This window comes from Comamonas sp. CMM02 (assembly GCF_014851485.1).
Taxonomy (GTDB): Bacteria; Pseudomonadota; Gammaproteobacteria; order Burkholderiales; family Burkholderiaceae_C; genus Comamonas; species Comamonas avium.
This window is the reverse complement of sequence record NZ_JACUZW010000004.1, coordinates 89,241-114,582: the sequence shown is the minus strand read 5'-3', so window position 1 is coordinate 114,582 and position 25,342 is coordinate 89,241. Positions and strand designations below refer to the sequence as shown.

15 protein-coding genes are annotated in these 25,342 nt (G+C 59.4%); 9 read left to right on the top strand and 6 right to left on the bottom strand.

The features are described from left to right. Positions 1-100: 100 nt before the first annotated feature. From purB to glnE, 3 genes are all read right to left on the bottom strand, one after another. Positions 101-1,480, bottom strand: a complete 1,380-nt coding sequence (gene purB, locus IB213_RS14110; protein ID WP_191721890.1) for an adenylosuccinate lyase — start codon at positions 1,478-1,480, stop codon at positions 101-103. A 309-nt stretch (positions 1,481-1,789) separates the two neighbouring features. After that, positions 1,790-2,989: an HD-GYP domain-containing protein gene (locus tag IB213_RS14105; protein ID WP_191721889.1), complete on the bottom strand. Its 1,200-nt coding sequence runs from the start codon at positions 2,987-2,989 to the stop codon at positions 1,790-1,792. A gap of 89 nt (positions 2,990-3,078) precedes the next feature. After that, a complete protein-coding gene (gene glnE, locus IB213_RS14100; protein ID WP_192407317.1) occupies positions 3,079-5,817 on the bottom strand; it encodes a bifunctional [glutamate--ammonia ligase]-adenylyl-L-tyrosine phosphorylase/[glutamate--ammonia-ligase] adenylyltransferase in 2,739 nt (912 codons plus the stop codon). Between the two features lie 109 nt (positions 5,818-5,926). Between glnE and IB213_RS14095 the strand changes: the two genes are divergently transcribed. The 4 genes from IB213_RS14095 (at position 5,927) to IB213_RS14080 (ending at position 13,408) form a co-directional block, all read left to right on the top strand. Next, entirely contained in the window at positions 5,927-9,907 is a 3,981-nt protein-coding gene (locus IB213_RS14095) for a YhdP family protein (RefSeq protein ID WP_192407315.1), read from the top strand. Further along, complete coding sequence (locus IB213_RS14090) at positions 9,904-10,722, top strand: carbon-nitrogen hydrolase family protein (protein WP_192407313.1); 819 nt, start codon at positions 9,904-9,906, stop codon at positions 10,720-10,722. The genes IB213_RS14095 and IB213_RS14090 overlap by 4 nt, the downstream gene beginning before the upstream one ends. An 89-nt stretch (positions 10,723-10,811) precedes the next feature. Then, the gene (locus tag IB213_RS14085) at positions 10,812-12,764 is read left to right on the top strand and encodes a nitrogen regulation protein NR(II) (RefSeq protein ID WP_192407620.1); all 1,953 of its coding nucleotides are present in this window, start codon (positions 10,812-10,814) and stop codon (positions 12,762-12,764) included. A 5-nt stretch (positions 12,765-12,769) separates the two neighbouring features. Continuing rightward, the gene (locus IB213_RS14080) at positions 12,770-13,408 is read left to right on the top strand and encodes a response regulator transcription factor (protein ID WP_192407311.1); all 639 of its coding nucleotides are present in this window, start codon (positions 12,770-12,772) and stop codon (positions 13,406-13,408) included. A 145-nt stretch (positions 13,409-13,553) separates the two neighbouring features. On the opposite strand, the gene IB213_RS14075 is transcribed toward IB213_RS14080, so the two are convergent. Further along, complete coding sequence (locus tag IB213_RS14075) at positions 13,554-14,210, bottom strand: OmpA family protein (RefSeq protein WP_191721884.1); 657 nt, start codon at positions 14,208-14,210, stop codon at positions 13,554-13,556. A gap of 248 nt (positions 14,211-14,458) precedes the next feature. Here IB213_RS14075 and IB213_RS14070 point away from each other — a divergent pair, with 248 nt between their 5' ends. Then, positions 14,459-15,634 (top strand): murein transglycosylase A, encoded by a 1,176-nt coding sequence (locus IB213_RS14070; RefSeq protein WP_225213965.1) that lies wholly within the window; start codon positions 14,459-14,461, stop codon positions 15,632-15,634. A gap of 149 nt (positions 15,635-15,783) precedes the next feature. Here the strand turns inward: IB213_RS14070 and IB213_RS14065 are convergent, their stop codons facing one another. After that, entirely contained in the window at positions 15,784-17,451 is a 1,668-nt protein-coding gene (locus tag IB213_RS14065) for an MFS transporter (RefSeq protein WP_191721882.1), read from the bottom strand. A 107-nt stretch (positions 17,452-17,558) separates the two neighbouring features. Beyond that, positions 17,559-18,032 carry an Lrp/AsnC family transcriptional regulator gene (locus tag IB213_RS14060; RefSeq protein ID WP_191721881.1) on the bottom strand — a complete coding sequence of 158 codons (474 nt, stop codon included), beginning with the start codon at positions 18,030-18,032 and terminating at the stop codon, positions 17,559-17,561. Between the two features lie 221 nt (positions 18,033-18,253). Between IB213_RS14060 and IB213_RS14055 the strand changes: the two genes are divergently transcribed. From IB213_RS14055 to secF, 4 genes are all read left to right on the top strand, one after another. After that, positions 18,254-21,802 (top strand): indolepyruvate ferredoxin oxidoreductase family protein, encoded by a 3,549-nt coding sequence (locus IB213_RS14055; protein WP_192407309.1) that lies wholly within the window; start codon positions 18,254-18,256, stop codon positions 21,800-21,802. Between the two features lie 247 nt (positions 21,803-22,049). Beyond that, on the top strand, positions 22,050-22,385 hold the full coding sequence (gene yajC, locus IB213_RS14050; RefSeq protein ID WP_191721878.1) for a preprotein translocase subunit YajC: 336 nt from the start codon (positions 22,050-22,052) through the stop codon (positions 22,383-22,385). Between the two features lie 89 nt (positions 22,386-22,474). Then, positions 22,475-24,355: a protein translocase subunit SecD gene (secD, locus tag IB213_RS14045; protein ID WP_191721877.1), complete on the top strand. Its 1,881-nt coding sequence runs from the start codon at positions 22,475-22,477 to the stop codon at positions 24,353-24,355. Positions 24,356-24,366: 11 nt separating this feature from the next. Then, positions 24,367-25,317, top strand: coding sequence for a protein translocase subunit SecF (secF, locus tag IB213_RS14040; RefSeq protein ID WP_191721876.1), 951 nt, complete (start codon positions 24,367-24,369; stop codon positions 25,315-25,317). The last annotated feature ends 25 nt before the right edge of the window (positions 25,318-25,342 follow it).

Here is a 25,342-nt window from a genome sequence, read left to right as displayed (position 1 = left end):
TAAAAACAAGAGCTGCCAGCGCTGGTGTATCCTCGCTTTGGCAGCTCTTTGATGCTAAAACGCTTACTGCATAAGCGTTGGTAGCTATGGTTTACGTGGTTTAAACGCGGCGGGCCAGTTCGGCAGCCTTGCCGATGTACGAGGCAGGCGTCATGGCCAGCAGGCGATCCTTGTCGGCCTGGGGAATTTCCAGACCACTGATCAGCTTGTGCAGATCGGCCGCCTGCACGGTCTTGCCGCGGGTCACTTCCTTGAGCTTTTCGTAAGCGCCTTGCACGCCGTAGCGGCGCATGACGGTCTGAATTGGCTCTGCCAGCACTTCCCAGGCGTGGTCCAGGTCTTCTTGCAGGCGCTCTTCGTTGAGCTCCAGCTTGTTCAGGCCGGTCATCAGCGAGGTGTAGGCCAGTGTGGCGTAACCCAGTGCCACGCCAATGTTGCGCAGCACGGTGGAGTCCGTCAGGTCACGCTGCCAGCGGCTGACGGGCAGCTTTTCAGACAGGTGCTTGAGGATGGCGTTGGCCAGGCCCAGGTTGCCTTCGGCGTTCTCAAAGTCAATCGGGTTGACCTTGTGCGGCATGGTGGACGAGCCGATTTCACCGGCTTTGAGACGCTGCTTGAAATAACCCAGCGACACGTAGCCCCAGATGTCACGCGAGAAGTCAATCAAGATGGTATTGGCACGGGCCACAGCATCGAACAGCTCGGCCATGTAGTCGTGCGGCTCGATCTGGATCGAGTAAGGCTGGAACGTCAGGCCCAGGCCCTTGGGCTCAGGCGACTCAATCACATTCTTGGCAAACGCTTCCCAGTCGAAATCTGGCCAGGCCGACAGGTGGGCGTTGTAGTTGCCCACAGCGCCGTTCATCTTGCCCAGCGTCTTGACGTTGGCAATGTTGTCCACGGCCTTTTGCAGGCGCACCAGTACGTTGGCAATTTCCTTGCCCACGGTGGTGGGCGAGGCAGTCTGTCCGTGTGTGCGGCTGAGCATGGGCACATCGGCAAACTGGTGAGCCATCTCGCGCAGCTTCAGTGTGATGCGGTCCAGCGCAGGCAGCACCACCATGTCGCGGCCCACACGGATTTGCAGGGCGTGGCTGGTGTTGTTGATGTCCTCGCTGGTGCAGGCAAAGTGCACAAACTCAGAGGCTTTTTGCAGCTCTGGGCGGCCGTCAAACTTGGCCTTGATCCAGTACTCCACGGCTTTCACGTCGTGGTTGGTCGTCTTCTCGATCTCCTTGATCGCCTCGGCATCGGCTTCGGAGAAATTGCTCACCAGACCGTGCAGATAGGTACGAGCACCTTCGGACAGCGCCGGGAATTCGGCGAAGCCGGCATCCGAAAGCGCGATGAACCAAGTGATTTCCACTTGGACACGGCGGTGCATGTAACCCTGTTCGCTCATGATGGGGCGCAGGGCGGAGAGCTTGGCGGCGTAGCGGCCGTCAAGGGGGGAGAGGGCGGAGATGGAAGACAGGCTCATGGCGCGTGATTGTAGGTGGCGCGGGCAGCGCTTGCACTGTGTGGCTACATATGCAACTGCTGGAGACCCGGAAACGAGCAAGGGCACCCGGTAGGTGCCCTTGTCGGGAATAAAAAGGCTGCGAAGCGTCTTGAAGTGAATTAAGAGAGGGAGGGAGGAGATGCACCCCAAGACGGACAACCACACCAGGTGGAACGGCTTCGCAACACTAAAACTGGCCGGGTTTACAACCCTGACGATGCTTTGTGACTTTTCGAATTTGGGAAAGTTCCCAGATTTTTCAAGGCCATTGGGCAGCGCCTGTACGAATCATAGGGCCAGCAATTTCTCCAGTGGTAGGCGAACGCGCACTTCTTTGTGTGCGACTGGACTGACAATTTTCCAGGCTGGCTGGGCGGTGTCCCGGGGTATGGGTTCGCCAGTCGGCATGCCAGAACGGTTCAGCAGCACGGCAACGCGGGGCGCCGAGGCCGAAGCTCCACGGCGGATGACTACCCCGACTTCCTCGCTGGCCAGCTTGACCCAGGCACCGGGCGGGTAAATGCCCAGTGCCTTGACCAGCGCGGCGCCTGCTTCGTCCATCGACTTGGTCTCGTCGTAGTAGCTGGCCTGCATGGCAGAGGTGACAGACATGGGCTCGCGGTTGGCACGGGGGGCGATGCGGGCACCAAAGATGTCGGCGCGCTGAATCAGACGTGCCATTTGCTGGCCCAGGGTTTTTTCTGCCAGTTTGCCCGGTGCGCGGTGGTGGTGGGTCTTGACGGCGTCCAGCCACAGAGGGTCTGTAATGCCCATGGCTCGCAAGATACTGACGGAGGCATCGGAATGCTGGTCAACCTCCTGTGCCTGCTGAGGGGTCAGCGGCGTGGATTGCTGAGCAAGGTCGTCCTGCAGCCGTGCCATGCCCATGTTCATGCTCAGCGCGGCACGCCCCAGAGGCAAGATGCGGTTTTCTGGCCAGCGCAGGGTCTCACGTGCAACGGTCATGCAGATCACGCTGACCAGCATGGCATGGGTAGCGCTGTAGTAGCGCGTTTCTTCGGCCGACATCTGCATCAGCGCGAGCAATGCCCCATCGGGGTTTTTGAGCAGGTAATTGTTGAGCGCAGAAAACAGATCTTCAAAACGCGAAGCGAAATCACTGTTGTCCGGGTTGCGCAAGAGCTGCGTAAGACCCAGTTGCCACTCGCGCCAGGCAGGAGGGCCCATGTCCTGGGGCACTTCCACTGCTGCCGCAGCCGATTGCATGGTCATGCTGGTGATTTTGTTCAGCGGCTTGTCGGACAGCAGCAAAGATTGCAGCTGCGCCAAGAAGGCACGGTAGCTTTCGCCCGATTCATCCGTATCCACGTACAGCGTCTGGCCTCGGGCGAGCAAGACGCGCAAATCGTCTGCCGAGCGAATGACAAAACCTTTGTTCGCTAGCAAGCTGCCTCCGACCCCGCGCAGGGCGAAGGGGATAGGCTGGCCAAAGGAGATGGTCGAAAGATTTAGTTCAACGAGTTTCATTGCAATTCAAGCGCGGTTGAACACATTTTTACATTTTGAATGCGGCTCGACCACCATCCAGCCCCAGGGCCCATAGGCGTATCGGTCGGTCAGTCAGAAAACACAGCTTCCCACAAGGCCAAAACCGCATCGCGGTGGGCGGCAATCGAGGAGGCCACCACCAGTCCATTGCCCTCATCCAGCCGAGACTTGTGCTGAATACGGCGCAACTCGCGATAAGCCGTGGCGGCGGCCTGCCCGATCTGGGCCGGCAGCAGCCCTGCTGCTTCTGCACGCTGCAGCAAGGCAATGTTACCGACATTGCCCAGCAGCTCTGGATTCTGTGCAGATTGCGACAGCACCAGAAACTGCACAGCGAACTCTGCATCAACCATGCCTCCGCGGCTGTGTTTGACATCAAAAAGTTCGCCACGCACGGGGTGAGCACTGCGCACCCGTTCTCGCATGCTCACGATTTCGGCCTTGAGCGACTGCGCATCGCGGGGTGCTGAGATGACCGCTTCGCGCACGCTGTCGAAGCGCTTGCCCAAATCTGCATTGCCCAGCACAAACCGCGCACGCGTCATGGCTTGGTGCTCCCACGTCCACGCGGTATTGCTGCCGCGCTGCTGCTGGTAGTCCGCGTAGGATTTAAAGCTGGTGACAAGCAAGCCAGAGTTGCCGTTGGGGCGCAGGGCGGTGTCGATTTCATACAAGTCGCCTTCACCGGTTTTGACGGTGAGCCAGTTGATGAGCTTGCGCACCCATGCGGTGTAAATCTCCGGGGCGTTCTCATCGTCGTCATCAAAGATGAACACAATGTCCAGATCACTGCCATAGCCCAGCTCTTTGCCTCCGAGCTTGCCGTAGCCGATGATGCCAAAGAGCGGATCTTCGCGGTGGCGCTGCTTGAGGCGTTTCCAGCACCATTGCGCTGTAACGCGCAGCACGCTGTCCGCCAGTGCACTCAAGTCATCAGCGACCTGCTCGACCGTAATGAACCCTTCTACATCGCGTGCCAGAGTACGGAATGTCTCTGCATGCTGCGCTCGGCGCAGCAGGTTCAGCAGGTTCTCGTCATCGTCTTCACCCGTGCTCTCCAAAGCGGCCAGGCGCAAGGCCATCTCCTGCTCAAAATCAGTGGCGTTAAAGCGCTCTGTAAAAAGCTGGTCGCTGGCCAGCTCGTCGATGACTCCGGGGTGTTGCTGTAAATAGCGGGCAGGCCATTTGGCTGCACCTAAAAGGTGCAGCAACCGCTCAAGAACCGAGGGCCGCTCCAGTAAAAGTGCCAGATAGCTTTCGCGGCGCAGCAGGGGCTCCAGCCAGGCGATGAAGCGGATGGCGTTGGTCTCTTCCAGTGAGCCCTGGCTCACCCGCTGTGCTGCTTGCTGCACCAGACGAAACAGGCGTGCCCGGGCTTCATCGCGCAGGCCTCGCACTTTGGGGTTTTCACGCCATTCAAGTAAGCGCTGCGCCATGAGAGGCGGCAGCTGCTCAATCAGGCTTTCCAGATCGGGTGCGCTAGAGGCGCCGCTGACGGTGCGCGGGCCATTGCACATGCCGGACTGGCACGTTTGGTTGCCTCCGAGCAAGGTGTCAAATTCTTGGGCCACCAGCTCGCGGTGCGTGTCCAGTTGCCGCAAAAAACTGTGCGTGTCTGCGTAATCCATGGTGTGCGCAATCCATTCCAGATCGTCGTCACGGGTGGGCAGAACGTGGGTTTGCTGATCGTCGAGGTACTGAATGCGGTGCTCAACATTACGCAGGAAGGTGTAGGCCTGTGCAAGCTGCTCTGCGGTTTCTTGCGGCATGAGGTTGGCACGCGCCAGACGTTGCAATGCCTCCAGCGTAGGGCGGCAGCGCAGTTCGGGAAATTGCCCGCCGCGAACCACTTGCAGCAACTGGACTGTGAATTCAATTTCACGGATGCCGCCACGAGACAGCTTCACATCGTTGGCACGCTCAGGGTGACCGGCACTGCGTCGGGCGGCATGCTCGCGAATCTGGCGGTGCAGTGTGCGCAAGGAGTCAAAAACGTTGTAGTCGAGGTATTTGCGAAAAACAAAGGGCAACACGACAGAGCGCAAGGCTTGAACGTTGGGGGCCTGAATTTCGGAGCGTGGAGCTACGACACGGCTTTTCAGCCAGGCAAAGCGCTCCCACTCCCGGCCATGCACCTGCAGGTAGTCTTCCAGAGATGAAAGACTGACCGCAGCAGGCCCCGAGTTGCCGTGGGGGCGCAGGGCCAGATCGACGCGAAAGACAAACCCATGCTCTGTGGTGTCACCAATCAATGCATAGATAGCTTTGACGGCTTTGCCAAAGTATTCATGGTTGCTGATCTTGCCGCGGCCATCTGCAAGGCCTTGGGTTTCCCCCTCGTGCTCATAGACATAAATAAGGTCAATGTCGCTGGAGACATTGAGCTCGCGCGCGCCAAACTTGCCCATGCCAATAATCCACAGGGGAACGGGTTGACCACCAGGGCTGGTGGGCGCTCCATGGCGGCTGTCCAGCTCTTGGCGCACGTGCAGGCAGGCGCGATCCAGTACCAGCTCTGCCAGAACGGTGACTGCGCTGGTAACCGAATGCAGATCAGCCTTGCGGTCACAGTCCAGCACCATGAGCCGTTCCATGACCAGCTGCCGCAAAACACGCAATGCAGCAGATAAGTCCAGTCCTTGGTGTAACAGGGCTTGCAGTGCCTGTTCCATCGCTTCGCGATCAGGAACTGCCGGGGGCAATATGCCCAGCATGTCGGCATAACGACGATGCAGACGCTGCCAAAAGCGAGAGTGGGCGGCGGATGGGCTGGCAACGGGCGTTTGAATATGGTCTGCGATCTGCATGCTTGGCACTGGTTGGTGCGAGTTCAAAGAACCTTCAGGTTGTTCCCTTTGGGGTCATACCCCGAGCAGGGTAAGCGGGCGATAATTCCTGCCACTTGTGAACCCACGAATGATCGATCCGAGCTCTACCCCATCACGCCAGCTGCACATCTTTGCCCGCTTTGCCCGTTGGTCATTGTGGCTGGTGCTGGCTTTTTGGCTGCTGCTGGCGCTGGTATGGGGGACTCTCCATGGAATCATTGTGCCGCGAATTGGAGAGTGGCGGGTTCAGGTAGAGCGCTTAGCGACGCAAGCACTGGGGGCAGCGGTACGGGTAGATGCCATTGAGGCCAAATCGGACGGTTTATTTCCGACGGTGCACCTTTCTGGGGTGTCCGTTTTAGATGCCCAAGGGCGGGAGGCGCTCAAACTTCAAAGCGTCGTGGCCACCGTGTCAGCGCGCTCGGTCTTGCGGCTGGGGCTGGAGCAGCTGTATATCGATGCGCCAGAGCTGGATATCCGGCATCTGGCAGATGGGCGCTGGCAAGTTGCAGGCCTGGATGTGGTTCAAAGCGATGCCTCGGAAAGCCCCGCGCTGGAGTGGCTGCTTGCACAGCCTGAGCTGGTAATTCAAAAAGGCGTGCTGTTGTTCACAGATGAACAACGTGCCGTGCCCACCGTGCGTTTGCACGATGTGGACCTGGTGCTGCGCAATCGCCACTGGAACCATGTCGTTCGCCTGGATGCCACCCCTGAGGCCGCGGATGGCGAACGGATGCAAGTGGTGGGCGCTTTTCGGCAGCCGCTGCTGCCATCGTCCAAGGCACCCTGGACCCGCTGGAGCGGGCAGTGGTATGCCTCCCTTCAGTTGCATCGCGTGCCTTTGCTGCCGTGGCCCGAGGCATGGGGTGTCCGGGCATTGCAAGGCAATGGCGCAGCGCGGGCATGGATCGATGTGCAGCAAGGACAGCTGGCCGGCCTGACCGTGGATTTGGCGTTGCCACAAGCGTTGGTGCAGTGGCAAGACACCGGTGTTGCGGATCTGGATGTCCGCGCACTGCAAGGCCGCATAGAGGCCAATTGGCAAGCGCAGGCATGGAGTCTCAAAGGGCAGCACTTCAGCTTCATGCAAGCGGACGGTGATAACTGGCCGAGCAGCAATTGGGATGTGCGTCTCGTGGGGCGGCCACACAGCGCGAAAATTGCCCTGGACTATGCAGATTTGGCGATGGCTTCCCAGGTTGTGCAAACCTTGCCACTGCCGGCGCAATGGCGCGAGTCCATGGCGCAATGGACTCCGCAAGGCGAACTGCGGCAACTGCAGCTGCAATGGCAGGACGGCGGCGCTTACCGGGCCAGTGGACGTGTAGCGGGCCTGACGTTGCAGCCGCAGCCTGCAGAGCAAGGCGTGGGCGTTCCGGGGGTGCAGGGGCTGGATGCCAGGTTTGAGCTGACAGAAGGGGGCGGTAACGCGCAACTGAACATGCAGTCCGGGGTGTTGCACTTTCCCGGGGTGTTTGAAGAGCCCGCCATTCCTATGGATGAACTGCAAGCACAAGTTCGCTGGAGTGTGAAAAACGGCGGCCACGTCAAAGTGGATGTTTCGCAGGTCGCTTTTGCCAATGCAGATGCCCAGGGCACCTTGCATGCTTCGTGGGAGATGGGGCAGCAGGCGCAGGACCGGTTGCCCGGGTATTTGCAGCTTCAGGGCCTGCTCGAGCGTGCCAATGGAGCGCGTGTGCATCGCTATCTGCCGTTAGAAATCCCGGAAATGGCCCGCCACTATGTGCGCGATAGCGTTCAGCAGGGGCAAGGCAGCAAAGTCGAGTTTGAGGTGAAAGGCAACTTGCGGGATATGCCTTTTGAGAGGCCGGGCACGGGGCGTTTTTTCATCAAGGCACCGGTCAGGAATGTGATTTATGAGTTTGCCCCTGCCTCGGTGCAGACCCCTGGAGAGCCAGCATGGCCTGCTCTGACAGATTTGAGTGGCACTTTGATTTTTGAGGGTGCCGGCATGACGGTGCAGCAAGCGAGCACTGGGTTCGTCGGATATCCGAAGCTGCGCATGGGCTCTGTCGTGGCGCATATCCCTGATCTTGAGCATCCCCATTTAACGGTGAATGCTTTGGGGCAGACGGATTTGAATGCAGCGTTGGCGCTGGTGAAAAAATCTCCTTTGGCCGTTTTCACCAGCCACGCCCTGGACGCCACGCAGGCGCAAGGTGATGCCAGTATTACCTTTGATTTGGAGTTGCCCATTGACCACTTGGAGCGGGCCAAAGTGCGAGGCCGTGTCGGTTTCCAAAACAATGGCCTGCAGTTCAATGAAGAGGCACCGCTGTTGCGTCAATTGCAAGGGGCGGTGCAGTTCCATGACCAGGGGTTTGAGCTGCTCAACGTGCGTGGACAGGCTCTGGGCGGCAGCATCAAGCTGGAAGGCGGCATGCCGTCACTCAAACAAGGTGTACACATCTTGGCGCGCGGCACAGCCACTGCGCAGGGGCTGCAAAAACACAGCGGTATTGCGCTGCTGGCGCAGATTGCAGCGCATGGGCAAGGGCAGGCCGCTTATACGGTTGATGTGAATGCACGCAATGGAACGCAGGATGTCACGGTGCGCTCAGATTTGCGTGGCATCGCGCTGAATTTACCGGCACCTTTTAGCAAGCAAAGCGATGAAGCCTTGCCTTTGACCGTGCAGCAATCGCTGTCTGAGCAACAAATGCAAGAGTTGCGGGTCGACGTTCAGGGGCGTGCCCAAGTGAGTTACACGCGCAACTTGTCGGTGGTGCCTGCACAAGTGGTGCAGGGGCGCATTGTGGTTGGCGAGCCTCCAAACAATGAGCCATTAGAGCGTGGCGTTTCTGCGTACGTGCAATTGCCAGAGCTGGACATGGATGCGTGGAGCCAAGTACTCTCGTCCAAGGCTCACAGTGACGGGAGTGAAACCGCATCGCAAGCACAGGCTTATATGCCACAGCGACTGAAGCTTTCTGTGGACCGGTTGCTGGTTAAACAGCGCGAACTGCAGTCGGTCAAGGCAGACTTCGTTCAAGCCAGCGCAGTGTGGCGCGGGCGCTTGAATGCCAAGCATTTCGCAGGCCAGGTGGAGTACCGGCTGCCCAGTGCATCGGACCCTTCCGGGCGCTTGTTTGCGCGTTTGTCTCACCTCTCGATCCCCAAGTCAGAAGCCTTGCGGCTGAACCAGGCCACAGGCGATGAGACTTCGTCTGAGCCTGAAACTTTGCCGGCACTCGACATTGAAGTGGAGCGCTTTGAGATTGCCGGAAAAGCGCTGGGCAAGCTGCAGTTGCAGGCACGCAATAGCATGGGGCCATCTGGGCGGGACTGGCTGCTGGAGCAGTTTTATTTGACAACGCCAGAAGCTCGCTGGAAAGCGAATGGATATTGGGGTGCCCCGTCGCGCGGTGCTCCCCGCACGACGCACCTGAGCTTTCTGCTAGAGCTCGATAGCTCAGGCAAGTTGCTGGAACGGTTTGGCATGCCTGGTGTGATTCGTGATGGACAAGGGCGATTGAGTGGAAACATCGCGTGGCAGGGTGCGCCAATTACGCCCCACTGGCAGAGCATGGATGGTGGTGTACACATGCAGGTAGACAAGGGACAGTTTCTGAAGGTAGAGCCAGGCATGGGCAAGCTGTTGAGTGTGCTCAGCCTGCAGTCCTTGACCCGTCGGGTAGCACTGGATTTTCGAGATGTGTTCAGCCAGGGTTTTGCATTTGACTATGTGCGTGGCGATATCAGTATCGAGCAAGGCGTAGCACGTACCAATAATTTGCAGATGAAGGGGCTCAATGCCGCGGTGCTGATGGAGGGCAAGGCCAGCTTGATTGATGAAACCCAGGACCTGACGGTGGTGGTTGTGCCAGAAATCAATGCAATGACTGCCTCACTGGCTGCAACGGCCATCAACCCTGTGATCGGACTGGGAAGCTTCTTGGCGCAAATGTTTCTGCGGGGTCCGCTGATGGAGGCCGCAACGCGCACGTTCCATGTGCACGGCCCCTGGAGTGACCCAGTCGTGGACCCGGTCAGTAAAAAGGCGGTTGAAAGAAAATCGACACCCAGCACAGAAGGAGTGGTGCCATGAAGGTTGCAGTACTGCAGATGGTGTCTTCACCTGACGTTGAGGACAATTTGGCTTGTGCGCAGCAATTGATTGCGCAAGCCAGCGCACAAGGGGCTGAGCTGCTGGTACTGCCCGAATATTTTTGCGGCATGGGGCTCCAAGATACCGACAAGCTGGCCTGGGCAGAGCCGCTGGGCAAGGGCCCCATTCAGGAGGCCATGGCTGGATGGGCACAAGCCTATGGCATCTGGCTGGTTGGGGGGACCGTGCCTGTTCAATCCGGTGCTGAAGGCAAAGTGCTCAACACGTCGATGCTCTTTAACCCGCAAGGGCAGCGGGTGGCGCATTACGACAAAATTCACCTCTTTCGTTTTGCAACCGACACGGAGCGCTATGACGAAGCGGCGGTAATTGAGCCGGGTGTTTTGCCGGTGGTGGCCGATATGGTGGACCGCAGCGGACAGCAATGGCGACTGGGGCTTAGCGTGTGCTACGACCTGCGTTTTCCGGAGTTGTACCGACAGCACGTAGCCCAGGGCGCGCACATTTTGTTGGCTCCGTCTGCTTTCACGTACACCACGGGGTTTGCGCACTGGGAGCTGCTGCTGCGCGCCCGTGCAGTGGAAAACCAGTGCTGGATGCTGGCAGCGGCGCAAGGCGGCCAGCATGACAATGGCAGGCAGACCTGGGGGCACAGCATGGTCGTGGATCCGTGGGGGCAAATCGTTGCTGAACAGGCATCGGCTGGTGCAGGCATCAGTTATGCCGTACTGGATGCTGCCTTTTTGCAGCAAGTGCGTCAGCGCTTGCCGGCTTTGGAGCACCGTTGTTTGTAAATCCGCTTCAGCCTTGGCCGTGGCAACGCTGGCACAGCGCATGGCGCCGCTGGTCCCTGTGGACAGTGCTGGTCGTGCTGGTGGTGGGCATGCTCATCATCATGGTGTGGCTGGCTGGGCGCTATGAAGCCTCGCAAGTTCAGGACAAGCTGGACCGAGATGCCGCCCAGGCGGTGGTGGAAATCCGTTCCGGCCTCAATCGCAACCTTCAGGATCTGCAAGCCATCAACCCTATGCACGTGACGCCAGAGCAATGGAGCGTGCGTGTCGCGGAGCTGCTGCAGGTGCGCCGAGAGCTATTGCGGGTGGAGTGGCGCGGTGAAAACCTGAACATTCGCCAGGTGGCAGAGACTCCCTACCGTTCTGTAGAGTGGGATGCGGATTTACGAGAAGAATCTTTCAGCCATGCCGTGACTGCGTGTTCGAACGCGCAGCGCACGAACAGCCCTGCCTACTCGACCAGCTATTTTCAGATCTTGGGCGGCACGATGGGGGCTGAGCTGATGGAGGTGTGCCTGCCGCAAATGGAAGGGGGGCATGTCAGGGGCTTTATGGTGGGTACGTACTCGCTGCAAAACATTCTGATTTCGCAAGTGAGCAAGAACCTGACGCAGAACCAGGAAATCTCTTTTACAGAGCCTGATGGCACCCGTTTGGCGGTGCTGGGGGCTGCGTGGCGCGGATCACGTGTGTTCACATCACAGCAATTGCTGGATTTGCCAGGTAACACCATGGTGCTGCGCATGGACAGCTGGCATCGGGCTCCCAGCGTGTTTCCGAACGTGCTGACAGCACTGGTGACTGGCATGGCCATTGCCCTGGGCTCCGTCTTGATTGTGCTGGTGCGCGATAACCGCCGCAGGCTGCGCGCAGAGCGCGATCTGGGAGATGCGCTGGCCTTTCGCAAGGCCATGGAAGACTCTCTCATCACCGGCCTGCGGGCGCGTGACTTGCAGGGGCGCATCAGCTACGTCAACCCTGCTTTTTGCGCCATGGTGGGCTTTAGCGCCGAAGAGCTGCTGGGCCAGAGCTTTGCACCCTATTGGCCTCCAGAGCTGGCCGAGGAGTATGTGCGCCGGCAGGCCCGGCGTTTGTCGGGTGCGATGCCTCCTGCGCGGGAGGGGCACGAGTCCGTGTTTATGCGCAAAGATGGCACGCGGTTTCCGGTGCTGATCTTTGAGGCACCACTGATCAACGCACAAGGCCAGCAAACGGGCTGGATGAGCGCATTTATCGACATCACTGAGCAGCGTCGCATGGAGGATCTGTCGCGTGCCTCGCATGAACGGCTGCAGGCTACGGCGCGGTTGGCGACGGTGGGCGAAATGGCTTCCTTGCTGAGCCACGAACTCACACAGCCGTTGATGGCCATGTCCAGTTATGCCAACGGTTCACTCAATATGCTCCAGCACGACGGGGATCTGGCGTTGCTGGACAAGGCCAGCCTCATCCAGCGCTTGGGCGACTTGAAGTCTGCCATGCAAAGGATCGCGTTTCAGGCCGATCGTGCAGGCAAGGTGATCAAGAGCGTGCGTGACTTTGTTCGCCGTCGTAGCCAGACACATGACACGATTACCGCCTCCGAGCTGCTGGACGCGGTGATGCCTCTTGTGCGCATGCAGGCGACAAAGCTGGGCGTGAAAGTACAGGTGGATGTTGAGCCACGCCTGCCGCCCATGGTGTGTGACAGCACGATGATTGAGCAGGTACTGCTGAATCTGGCGCGCAATGCCATGCAATCCATGGAAAATGTGGAGGCCGCGTACAAGAAGCTGACGATCAAAGCGCTGTGGGACGAGCCCTCAGGCCGGGTTGTTTTTAGCGTGCAAGATCAAGGCGCAGGCATTCCTCATGAGGTGGCCGAGCAATTGTTCACCCCGTTTTTCACCACCAAGGCAGAGGGTATGGGGCTGGGTCTGAGCATGTGCCGCACGGTGATTGAGCAGCACTCCGGAGAATTGCGCTACAGCGTCAATGCCCCACGTGGTACGGTGTTTACCTTCAGCCTGCCTGTTGCAGGTGACCGAGAAAAGTTAAGCTGAACCCCATGGAACCAGTCACTAATGCCACGGTTTATATCGTGGATGACGATGCGGATGTACGCGACGCTTTGGCGTGGCTGCTGCGTTCGCGCCGTTTGTATAGCGAAAGTTTTGCCTGCGCCGAAGATTTCCTGGCCATGCTGGGCGAGCGGCCCGTGCCACGGCATCCGCAATGCCTGCTGCTGGATGTTCGCATGACGGGCATGAGTGGCCTGTCTTTGTTTGCACAGCTCAAACAAATGGAAGGCGTGATTGAGACGGTACCGGTGATTTTCCTGACCGGCCATGCCGACGTCCCCACCGCTGTGCAGACCGTCAAGCAAGGCGCTTTTGATTTCTGTGAAAAGCCGTTTTCAGACAATGTGCTGGTGGATCGCATCGAGCAAGCGCTGCAGCAATCTGCGCAATACCTTGAAGAGACGGCGTTGCGCCATGCTTTGCTCAACCGCCTGGCGGATCTGACAGAGCGCGAGCGAGGGGTGATGACACTCGTTGTTGAAGGCGTGCCCAACAAGCTGATTGCGGATCAGCTGGACATCAGCGTGCGCACGGTCGAAGTGCACCGGGCACGTGTGTTTGACAAGATGCAGGTGAAATCGGCGGTAGAGCTGGCCAATGTGCTGCGCGCGCACGGGCAGTTGTAAGCTGCTTCAGGGACAAGACCGGGCAAGCCTCACAACGCGTCCACAAGCCCTTTGAGGATGTGATGGGGCATAAAAAAAGGCTCTGAATTTATTCAGAGCCTTTTTGCCTTCCAGTGCCTTGCCAGGCAAGTACTGTCAGCTGTCCTTATTGAGCGCGTTCACCCACAAAAATTTCAACACGGCGGTTGCGCGAACGGCCCTCTGCAGTGCTGTTGGATGCGATGGGCTGGTAGGAGCCGCGGCCTTCTGTAAAGATGCGGCTGCCGCTGACGCCACGCTGCATCAGATAGTCGCGGGTGCTGTTGGCACGGTTGAGCGACAAGGGGTTGTTCACAGCATCAGAGCCGGTGCTGTCGGTGTGGCCCACGATGCGTACTTCTGCGTTGGGGCTGCTGCGCAGGCCTTCAGCGAAACGATCCAAAATGGGGGCAAAGTTGCTCTTGATGTCGTAGCGGCCAGTATCAAAAGAGATGTCGCTGGGGATTTCCATCTTCAGCTGGTTGTCGGCGGTTTGAACCACATTTACACCCGTACCCTGGGTGGCCGCCTGCATTTCTTGTTTGCGCTTTTCCTGGTTGTTGGACCAGATGTAAGTGCCAAGTCCGCCAAGGGCGGCGCCAGCTACCGCGCCGACACCGGCTTTACCGCCTGTGGCAGCACCGATGGCAGCACCAGCCAGAGCGCCGACACCAGCACCAGTGGCGGTACGCTTGGTGGTGTCAGACATGCCATCCGTAGCGGCACAGCCGGAAATTAAGAGTGCTGCAGCCACGGAGGCAGAGAGGATGAGATTTTTGCGCATGGTTTTTCCTTTACGTTATGAGCGCTACAGCCGTAGCGGGCAGATATTCGATTGTGAGAAGTCTGCTTGAACGCTCTATCAGTCGTGCCAGATGCCTCGCGTAGGAAATTGCCGAGCAACGTCAATCTTTGTCTTGGTGCTCATCGCAGGGCGGTAGTTCCCCTTTAGAGCGACCATGGAACATGGTCCACCAGACAATCCCCACCAGAATCAACAAAGCGAGCAAAGCTTCAAGCAAAATCAGGCCCATGACCGTATCTCTCCTGCTTCGTGTTTCGATGGCGCTGATTGTAGGCACCCTCGCTGCCTGCTCTTCTGGCCCACGTGTGTCCGGCTCCTCCGGGGGCTCCAACGACGGCCCCAGCACAGGCTTTCCTACCGGTGAGGTGATCGATACCGCCCCGCTGGGGCCACCCAGCTTTCGTGCAAAAAGCCGCTGGCTGCCTGTGCGCTGGGCAGAGTTGCCCGGTTTCCAAGACGATGCCCTGCATGAGGCGTGGAATGCCTGGCTGCGCAGTTGCGAGCGCCCGCCTGCGGCGCTGGCGGGGCTGTGTCAGGACGTGCGCCGTTTGAGCATTGCCAGCGTACAGGAGCAAAGCCACTGGCTGCAATCGAACCTGCAGCCTTACCGCGTGGAGTCGCTGGATGGCAAGTCGCAAGGCATGCTCACTTCGTACTATGAGCCCGAGATGGTGGGCTCGCGTGTGCGTACGGCAGAGTTCAACATTCCGCTGTACCGCGCACCTGCAAGCTTGGGTGCGCGCAAGCCGTGGTTCTCGCGCCAGCAGATCGATACCCTTCCCGAAGCGCAGGCCGCCTTGGCCGGGCGCGAGATTGCGTGGCTGAACGACCCGATTGAAGCCTTGGTGCTGCACATTCAGGGCTCAGGCCGTTTGCGCATTACCGAGCCGGACGGCAGCGTGCGCCAGATTCGTCTGGCCTATGCCGCCACCAATGACCAGCCCTACAAGAGCGTGGGCCGCTGGCTGCTGGATCGCAATCTGATTACGGATGCCAGCTGGCCCGGCATCAGCGCATGGATTGCGGTGAACCCCGATCGTGTGCAGGAGATGCTGTGGAGCAACCCGCGTTACGTGTTCTTCCGTGAAGAGGCGCTGGAAGGGCTGGACGCACAGTTTGGCCCCAAAGGCGCGCAAGGCGTGCCGCTGACACCGGGGCGCTCGATTGCAGTGGACCGTGGCAGCATTCCTTACGGCACACCGGTGTGGATGTACTCCAAGGGCATGGAAGTGGAATACAAGCGCCTGGTGCTGGCGCAAGATACGGGCAGCGCCATCGTGGGCGCTGTGCGCGCCGACTACTTCATGGGCTGGGGCAAACAGGCAGGAGACCTGGCCGGGCGTATCAAGCAGCCGCTGCGACTGTGGGCCTTGTGGCCCAAGGGTATGCCTGTGCCGCAGTAAAAGTGAGCATATGACGCTTGTCAGTCAATGATTTCAAATAGTTTTAGTGCTGAAATCGTTGATGAATAAGCCTTGATAGCTCATTTATTAGAAATACCATCCAACAAAAAGGCTGCATGACTGCAGCCTTTTTGTTGCCCGCCTGGGCCTTAATCTGTCTCGAAATAGCGCGTGACCCGGGGCGGTGTATCCAGCACGTGGAAGGCCAGCTTGCGCTCACGCAAGGCCACATCGGCAGCGGTGACGCGGTCAAAGCGGCGCAGGTGCTCAATCCAGGACTCATCCACAATTTCTTCCACATAGCGCTCTGGCCGCTCCATGCTGTGCAGCATGCGCCACGCCAGCGCGCCCTGGCGCATGCGACTGCGCCGGCTTTCCTGCATCAGTGTGCGAAAGCGCTTGGCCTTGGCGGGGTTGATGATGAACTCAATGTGCACCACCACGCGGCCCTCTTCGGGCTGGCTGTGTTTGGGCGGCTCCCAGGCTTTGGAGGGGCTCAAATCTTCCAGAGCCTGGCGATCCAGAAATACGCGCTGCACCACCAGCATGCAGACCACGCCAGTGATGGCGGCGGTGATCAGGCTGGCAGGCACCGAGGTGAGCGATGCAATCTTGCCCCACAGCGCCGAGCCCAGCGCCATGCCGCCCATGATGGACATCTGATAGGCCGACATGCCCCGCGCACGCACCCAGTTGGGCAGTGCCATCTGGGCTTTCACGCCCAGCGTGTTGGCCGTAGACAGCAGCGACAGGCCGGCAATCATCATGCACACAATGGCCAGCGCCAAATTGGGTGCCAGAGCCACACCAATGGTGGATGCTGCCTGCAGGCAGGTGCCCGTCAGCACCAGAGCCTCGCTGGGCAAAGCCTGCCGGATGCGGGGCAAAAACATGGCACCGATGATGGCCCCAGCGCCCATGGATGCCAGCAGCACGGTGAACACGCCCGCGCCGCTGATGAAGCCAATGCCATCAAAGCGTTTGGCGGTCAGCGGCAGCAAAGCCATGATGGCGGTGGACATGAAAAAGAACGACACGGTGCGCGCAATTACGGCGCGCATGCGCGGCGATTCTTTGACGAACTGCAGCCCCACGCGCATGGCACTGGGCAGGCGCTCGCGCCCCAGAGGGTTGATGGCTGCCTGCTCCCGCTGCCAGCGCAGCAAGATGAAGCCCGCCACGATGGACAGCAGCGCATTCAGCACAAACACCCACAGCGTGCCTGCGCTGGCAATGATGGCGCCTGCCACCAGGGGACCCACAATGCGCGAGGCATTCATGGCCACCGCATTGAGCGCCATGGCCGAGGGCAGCAGCGGCTTGCTGATCACTTCGGGAATCAGCGCAGAAAAGACCGGCCAGCGCATGGCCATGCCAATGCCGTTGGCAAATGTCAGGGCCAGAAGCAGCGGGGCGCTCATGGCGTCCAGAGCGACGGCTGCGCACAGCAGCACAGCCACGATCGCCACCCAGAACTGCGTGAAGATGAAATAACGGCGTCGGTCCAGGATGTCGGCCAGAGCGCCGCTGGGCAGGCCCAGCAAAAACACGGGCAGGGTGGATGCCGTCTGTACCAGGGCCACCAGCACAGGGGATGTGGTCAGGGAGGTCATCATCCACGCGGCGGCCACATCGTTCATCCAGACGCAGATGTTGGCCACCAGCGTCACGCTCCACAGCAGGCGGAAGGTGGGGGTGCGCAAGGGTGCCCAGGTCGAGTCAGGCCGGGAGGCTTGGGGCGCTGGTGTTGCACCAGGCTCTTCAAGAATGCGCCCTGGGGAGGGCGTGGGCGGGAGGGGGGCTTGGTGGTCGGGCATCACCGCCAATTGTCAGCCCTCTAGCAGCTTCTTGCCGGACATTGCCTGCGAGCGATGGCTGCCATCTCACTTGGCACATGCGCGCAGGTCACAAGTGACCTGCTTGGCTACACGCCAGCGGCCGGCACGGGCGGCATGCTGGATTTCACCTCCCCCAGTGAAAAGCTGGTGTGCATGTCCTTCACATTGGGCAAATTGAGCAGTACGGAACGCGTGAAGTTGGAAAAACTCTCCAGATCCTTGGCAACCACCTGCAGCTCAAACATGCCCTTGCCGCTGATGTAGTGACACGAAATGACTTCGGGGATGGCGCAAATGGCCTCTTCCATCTCCCGGGTGCGCGCGCCAGAGCTGATTTCCGCATCAATGCGCACAAAGGCCAGCACACCCAGCCCGATTTTGTGGCGGTCAATTTCAGCGTGGTAGCCGCGGATGTAGCCCAGCGTTTCCAGCGAACGCACACGCCGCCAGCATGGCGCTGCAGACAGGCCCACACGCTGTGCCAGTTCAGCATTGGTCAATCGCCCATCGGCCTGCAAATGGGCCAGGATGGCGAGGTCAAATTTGTCCAGAGTATTCACGTTTTCCCTTGTTTGAGAAAGGATCTTGCGCAGGATTGGTATTTTGGGGCAAAAAAAGCAATCCCTTATCCCGCGCTCACTTCTACACTTGATTTGGGTCATCGCCCACACACCAAGAGACCAGCCAAACGCATGGTCCATATGAAGGAGACAACGATGAACGCCCCATGGATCAATGCAGTAAGCCCCGTGCTGACACCTGCCAGCCAAGGACGTGCGCTATGAACGCACCCTTGAACGACGCCGTGCGCCTGGCGCTGGAAAACGTCACGCTGGACGACAAATACACCCTGGAAAGAGGCCGCGCCTTCATGAGCGGCGTGCAGGCGCTGGTGCGCCTGCCCATGCTGCAGCGCCTGCGCGATGCGCAGCAGGGGCTGAATACAGCCGGTTTCATCAGTGGCTACCGTGGCTCGCCTCTGGGTGGCTATGACCAGGCGCTGTGGGCAGCCCAAAAACACCTGGAGTCACAAAACATCGTCTTTAAGCCGGGTGTGAATGAGGAGCTGGCTGCGACTGCCCTGTGGGGCACGCAGCAGCTGGATTTGTACCCGCAGTCGCAGAAGTTCGACGGCGTCTTTGGCATCTGGTATGGCAAAGGGCCGGGGGTGGACCGCTGCTCCGACGTGTTCAAGCACGCCAACATGGCCGGTACCGCACAGCACGGTGGCGTCATTGCACTGGCGGGGGATGACCACATCAGCAAAAGCTCCACGGCGGCCCACCAAAGCGATCACATTTTCAAGGCCTGTGGAACCCCCGTTTTCTTTCCCAGCAGCGTGCAGGAAATTCTGGACATGGGCCTGCATGCCTTTGCCATGAGCCGCTTCAGCGGGCTGTGGTCGGGGATGAAGACGATTCAGGAGGTGGTCGAGTCCTCCAGCAGCGTCTGGGTGGACCCAGACCGCGTGAACATCGTGCTGCCCGAAGACTTTGCCATGCCACCCGGTGGCCTGCACATTCGCTGGCCTGATGCCCCGCTGGAGCAAGAGCAGCGGCTGATGCACCACAAGTGGTATGCCGCCCTGGCCTATGTGCGCGCCAACAAGCTGAACTACAACGTGGTGCAGGGCAGTCAGGACCGCTTTGGCATCATGGCCAGCGGCAAGGCCTACAACGACATGCGTCAGGCCTTGATCGACTTGGGGCTCGATGACGCCACCTGCCAGCGCGTGGGCATTCGGGTGCACAAAGTGAATGTGGTGTGGCCGCTGGAGGCTACGATCACGCGCGACTTTGCACGCGGCCTGCAAGAAATTTTGGTGGTGGAGGAAAAGCGCCAGATCATTGAGTACCAGGTCAAAGAAGAGCTTTACAACTGGCGTGATGATGTGCGCCCCACCGTGGTGGGCAAGTTTGAAGACCGCGAAGGCGGCGAGTGGAGCAAGCCCAGCCACGCCAGTGGCGACTGGCTGCTGCGCGCCAATGCTGACCTGACCCCCGCGCTGATTGCACGCGCCATTGCCAAGCGGCTGAAAAAACTGGGTGTGCCGCAAGACGTGCAGGCACGCATGGACCAGCACCTGGCACTGCTGGATGCCTGTGAGCTGCAGCAGACACAAGCCAATGCCCCTGCGGGTGACCGTACGCCGTGGTTTTGCAGTGGCTGCCCGCACAACACCAGTACCCGCGTGCCCGAAGGCAGCCGCGCTGTGGCAGGGATTGGCTGCCACTACATGACGGTGTGGATGGACCGCTCCACCAGCACTTTCACGCAAATGGGCGGCGAAGGGGTCAGTTGGGTGGGCCAGGCACCGTTCACCAAAGAGGCGCACGTGTTTGCCAACCTGGGTGATGGCACCTACTTTCACAGCGGGTTGCTGGCGATACGCCAGAGCATTGCGGCGGGTGTGAACATTACCTACAAGCTGCTTTACAACGATGCCGTGGCCATGACGGGCGGGCAGCGTGTGGGCGAGCGGCCTGAAGGCCACTCGGTGCTGCAAATCATGCAAAGCTTGCTGGCGGAAGGTGTGCGCAAGCTGGTGATCGTCACCGATGAGCCCGCCAAATACCAAGGGGTGAGCCTGTCGCCCGGGGTGACGGTGCACCACCGCGATGAGCTGGACCGCATTCAGCGTCAGTTCCGTGAGCTGGAAGGCTGCACGGCCATCATTTACGACCAGACGTGCGCCACGGAAAAACGCCGTCGCCGCAAGCGCGGCACGCTGGCAACGCCTGCCAAGACCGTCATCATCAACGAGCTGGTGTGTGAAGGCTGTGGTGATTGTTCGGTGCAGTCCAACTGTCTGTCGGTCGAGCCGGTGGAGACGCCGTTTGGCCGCAAGCGCCGTATCAACCAAAACAGCTGCAACAAAGATTTCTCTTGCGTGAAGGGCTTTTGCCCCAGCTTTGTCACTGTGGAAGGCGGACAGCTCAAAAAGCCCAAGAAGGAAAAAAAGGGTGACCTTTCCCTGCTGCCAGCGATTGCCGAGCCGGTGTTGCCCGATGCCACCCAGGCGTGGGGCATTGTGGTGGCCGGGGTGGGCGGTACCGGGGTGATCACCATTGGCTCGTTGCTTGGCATGGCGGCACACCTGGAAGGCAAGGGTGTCATCACGCAAGACGCTGCGGGCCTGGCACAAAAGGGTGGCTCAACCTGGAGCCATATCCAGATAGCCAACACACCAGAGGCCATTCACACCACCAAGGTGGATGTGGGCAAGGCCGATTTGGTGATTGGCTGTGATGCCATCGTCGCGGCGAATGCGGTGACCCTGGCATCCATGCAGTCGGGGCGAACCTTTGTAGCCCTGAACACCCATGGCACGCCGACAGCGGCCTTTGTACACAATCCTGATTGGCAGGCACCCGGCGCGCAATGCGAAACCGCCATTGCCCATGCTGTGGGTGGCCAGGCCCATCTGGGCGTATGGGATGCCGATGAAGTGGCCGTCAAGCTGCTGGGCGACAGCATCTACACCAACCCGCTGATGCTGGGCTATGCCTGGCAAAAGGGCCGTATCCCCCTCAGTCGGCAAGCCCTGTTGCGTGCCATGGAGCTCAACGGTGTACAGGTAGCCAACAACCAGGCCGCGTTTGAGTGGGGCCGCCGCTGCGCGCACAAGCTGGAAGATGTGCAAGCCATTTACCGCACGGCGCAAGTCATTCAGTTCGTGAAGAAACCCGGGGTGCAAGAGCTGGTGGCGCAGCGTGAAGAGTTTCTGACCGGCTACCAGAACGCCGCCTATGCCGCGCAATACCGTGCGCTGGTCGATAAGGTGCAGGCGGCAGAAAGTCAGCTCGGTGCTTCCACCAAGCTGACCGAAGCTGTGGCGCGTTACTTGTTCAAGCTCATGGCGTACAAGGATGAGTACGAGGTGGCGCGTCTGCACACAGACCCGGCTTTCACACAAAAGATTGCGGACATGTTTGAAGGCGACTACAAGCTGGTGCACCACCTGGCACCGCCCACAACAGCGTCCAAAGATGACCAAGGTCATCTGGTCAAAAAAGCGTATCCGCAGCGTATCCGTACCTTGTTCAAGGTGCTGGCAGGCTTGAAGGGTTTGCGCGGTACGGCTTTGGATGTGTTCGGCCGCAACCCTGAGCGCAAAACCGAGCGCGCCTTGATTGCAGAGTACCGGGAGTGCATCGAAGGCTTGCTGCCACAGCTGACGACGGACAAGCTGCCGCTGGCCGTAGAGATTGCCCGCATCCCCGAAGACATCCGCGGTTATGGCCACGTGAAAGAACGGCATTTGCAGGCTGCACGCAGCAAGTGGCAGGCGCTGATGCAGCAGTGGCGGGCCCCGGCTGCAGCAAAATAACAGGCTCTTTGACAGCCGGTTATTTCTGAAAAGATAGCTGCTGACGCTTATCCAGTAAGCGCCAGCAGCTCATTTCTTTTAAAAGATATTCTGTGGCAAACACTGGCAGGTACTCAGGTTTAGCTGCGGCATATCACAAGGCGCACGCATACAATGCTTCGTTGACTTGCGCTCAGCTATGCTGTAGCGCTTGGCAGGCCCTGTGGCCTGTTCTTTTTTTTGACCCATTCCATCTTGGAGTTCGTCCGTGTTTATTTCTTCTGCTTTTGCCCAAACCGCTCCCGCAGCCGCTGCTGCTGAAGGCGGCATGATGTCTTCGCTCACCGGCATGCTGCCTCTGGTGCTGATGTTTGTGGTCTTGTACTTTGTGATGATTCGTCCCCAGATGAAGCGTCAAAAGGAACACCGCGCCATGGTGGAAGCCCTGTCCAAGGGTGACGACGTGGCAACCTCCGGCGGCATTCTGGGCCGTGTGGTCGATCTGGACGAGCAGTTTCTGTTCATCGAAATCGCTGCCGGCGTGAAGGTGCAAATCCAGCGTTCCGCCGTGGTGCAAGTGCTGCCCAAGGGCACCGTTAAGTAAGACCAGACTTTCTTCTGGTTGAGCGGGCCGGTGGGCTTGTCTGAAGGCATGCCGCGCCCTGTTTCTAGCGTGAGAGATAGAGCGCGATCATGAACCGATACCCGGTCTGGAAGTACGCGATCCTTGTGGTCGCGCTACTGGTAGGTGTGATCTACACCCTGCCCAACTTTTTCGGCGAGGCACCTGCAGTGCAGGTGTCTTCTGCCAAATCTTCCGTCAAGGTCGATGAGGGTGTACTCACCCGTGTCGAAAGCGCACTGCAAGCGGCCTCGTTGTCGCCAGACGTTCTGACTCTGGAAGGCAATTCTGTGCGCGCGCGTTTCAATACGCCCGACGAGCAGCTCAAAGCCAAGGACGTGATCGAACGTGCTCTGGTGGCCGACCCTGCTGACCCTGCTTACATCGTGGCGCTGAACCTGGTTTCGCGCTCACCCCAGTGGCTGACATCCTTGGGCGCCAACCCCATGTACCTGGGCCTGGACTTGCGCGGTGGTGTGCACTTCATGCTGCAAGTGGACATGCAAGCCGCGTTGACCAAGCGTGCTGAATCTCTGGCGGGCGATCTGCGCACCATGATGCGCGACAAGAGCATTCGCCATGGCGGTATCAGCCGTGATGGTCAGGCCATTGAAGTGCGCCTGCGAGACGAAGCCAGCATGACTGCTGCGCGCAATCTGATTGCCGACCAGTTCCCCGATCTGCAAGTGGCAGAAGTGGGCACCGGTGCCGATGGCCGCCTGCGTGCCACCATCAAGCCTGAATCGCTGCGCAAGGTGCAAGAGCAGGCACTCAAGCAAAACATCACCACGCTGCACAACCGTATCAACGAGCTGGGTGTGGCTGAGCCCGTGATCCAGCAGCAGGGTCTGGACCGCATTGTGGTGCAGCTGCCGGGCGTGCAGGACACCGCCAAGGCCAAGGACATCTTGGGTCGTACCGCGACGCTGGAAGTGCGCTTGGTGGACGAATCCTCCGAGGGCCGCGCAGCTGAAATGGGCACGGGCAATGTGCCATTTGGCTCGGAGCGCTATCTGGACCGCAGCGGCAACCCGGTCATCGTCAAGAAACAAGTGATTTTGACGGGCGAGAATCTGACCGATGCCCAGCCTGGTTTTGACAGCCAGACCCAGGAGCCAACCGTGAACCTGGTGCTGGATGCCAAGGGCGCGCGCATCTTCAAGGACATCACGCGCGAGAACATCAACAAGCGCATGGCCATCATCTTGTTCGAAAAGGGCAAGGGCGAAGTGGTGACTGCGCCAGCGATCCGCTCTGAAATCGGAGGAGGTCGCGTGCAGATTTCGGGTCGCATGACGACCACGGAAGCCAACGATACCTCGCTGCTGCTGCGCGCAGGTTCTCTGGCTGCGCCCATGGAGATCATCGAGGAATACACCATTGGCCCCAGCCTGGGTGCTGACAACATTGAGCGTGGTATCAACTCCGTGGTGTGGGGCTTCGTCGTTATCGCCATTTTCATGTGCGTGTACTACCACCTGTTCGGCGTGTTCTCTACGGTGGCGCTGGGTGTGAACGTGCTGTTGCTGATGGCGGTTTTGTCCATGCTGCAAGCGACGCTGACCTTGCCCGGTATCGCGGCGATGGCGCTGGCGATTGGTGTGGCGATTGACTCCAACGTGCTGATCAACGAGCGTATACGGGAAGAGCTGCGAGCCGGTCTTTCGCCGCAGGCGGCCATCCACGCGGGCTATGACCGCGCATGGGCCACCATCCTGGACTCGAACCTGACGACCCTGATCGTGGGCTTGTCGCTGCTGGCCTTTGGCTCAGGCGCCGTGCGCGGCTTTGCCGTGGTGCACTGTATTGGTATTGCGACCAGCATGTTCTCTGCCGTGTTCTTCTCGCGTGGCTTGGCGAACCTGTGGTATGGCCGTCAAAAGAAGCTCAAGAGCGTGTCCATTGGCACGATCTGGCGCCCTGACGGCACTGCCGTTGAAGAAGCGAAGTAAAGGAGGAAGACATGGAACTCTTCCGCATCCGAAAAGACATTCCGTTCATGAAATACGCGTTGGTGCTCAACGCGATTTCCATCATCACCTTTGTGCTGGCCGTTTTCTTCCTGGTCACCAAGGGCCTGCATCTGTCTGTGGAGTTCACGGGTGGCACGGTCATGGAAGTGGCCTATAGCCAGCCCGCTGATCTGGAGAAGGTGCGCAAAACCATCCAGGACAAGGGTTACAGCGATGTGACGGTGCAGAACTTTGGCACTGCACGGGATGTGATGATCCGCATGCCCGTGCAGCAGGGCGTGACTTCTGCGCAGCAAAGCGAAAGCGTATTGCAGGCGCTCAAGGCGGCTGACCCTGAAGTCACATTGCGTCGCACCGAGTTCGTTGGCCCTTCTGTCGGGGAGGAGCTGGTCACCAATGGCCTGCTGGCGCTGGTTGTGGTGATGGTGGGCATCATCGTCTACCTGGCGTTCCGCTTTGAATGGAAGTTTGGCGTAGCCGCAGCGTTTGCCAACTTCCACGACGTGGTGATCATTCTGGGCTTTTTCGCGTTCTTCCAGTGGGAGTTCTCGCTGCCAGTGCTGGCCGGTGTGCTGGCAGTGCTGGGTTACTCCGTGAATGAGTCGGTGGTGGTGTTTGACCGTATTCGTGAAACCTTCCGCAGGCAGCGCAAGATGGATACGACGGCGGTCATCAACCACGCCATCACCTCCACCATGAGCCGCACGGTGATTACCCACGCATCGACCGAAGCCATGGTGCTGGCCATGTTCTTCTTTGGTGGCCCCAGCCTGCATTACTTCTCGCTGGCGCTGACCATTGGTATCGTGTTCGGCATCTACTCGTCCATCTTCGTGGGCGCGGCCATCGTGATGTGGCTGGGCGTCAAGCGTGAAGACCTGGTCAAGCCCTCCAAGCAGGAGCAAGACCCCAACGACCCCAATTCCGGGGCTGTGGTCTGAGTTCACAGGCTGACAATCAAAAAAA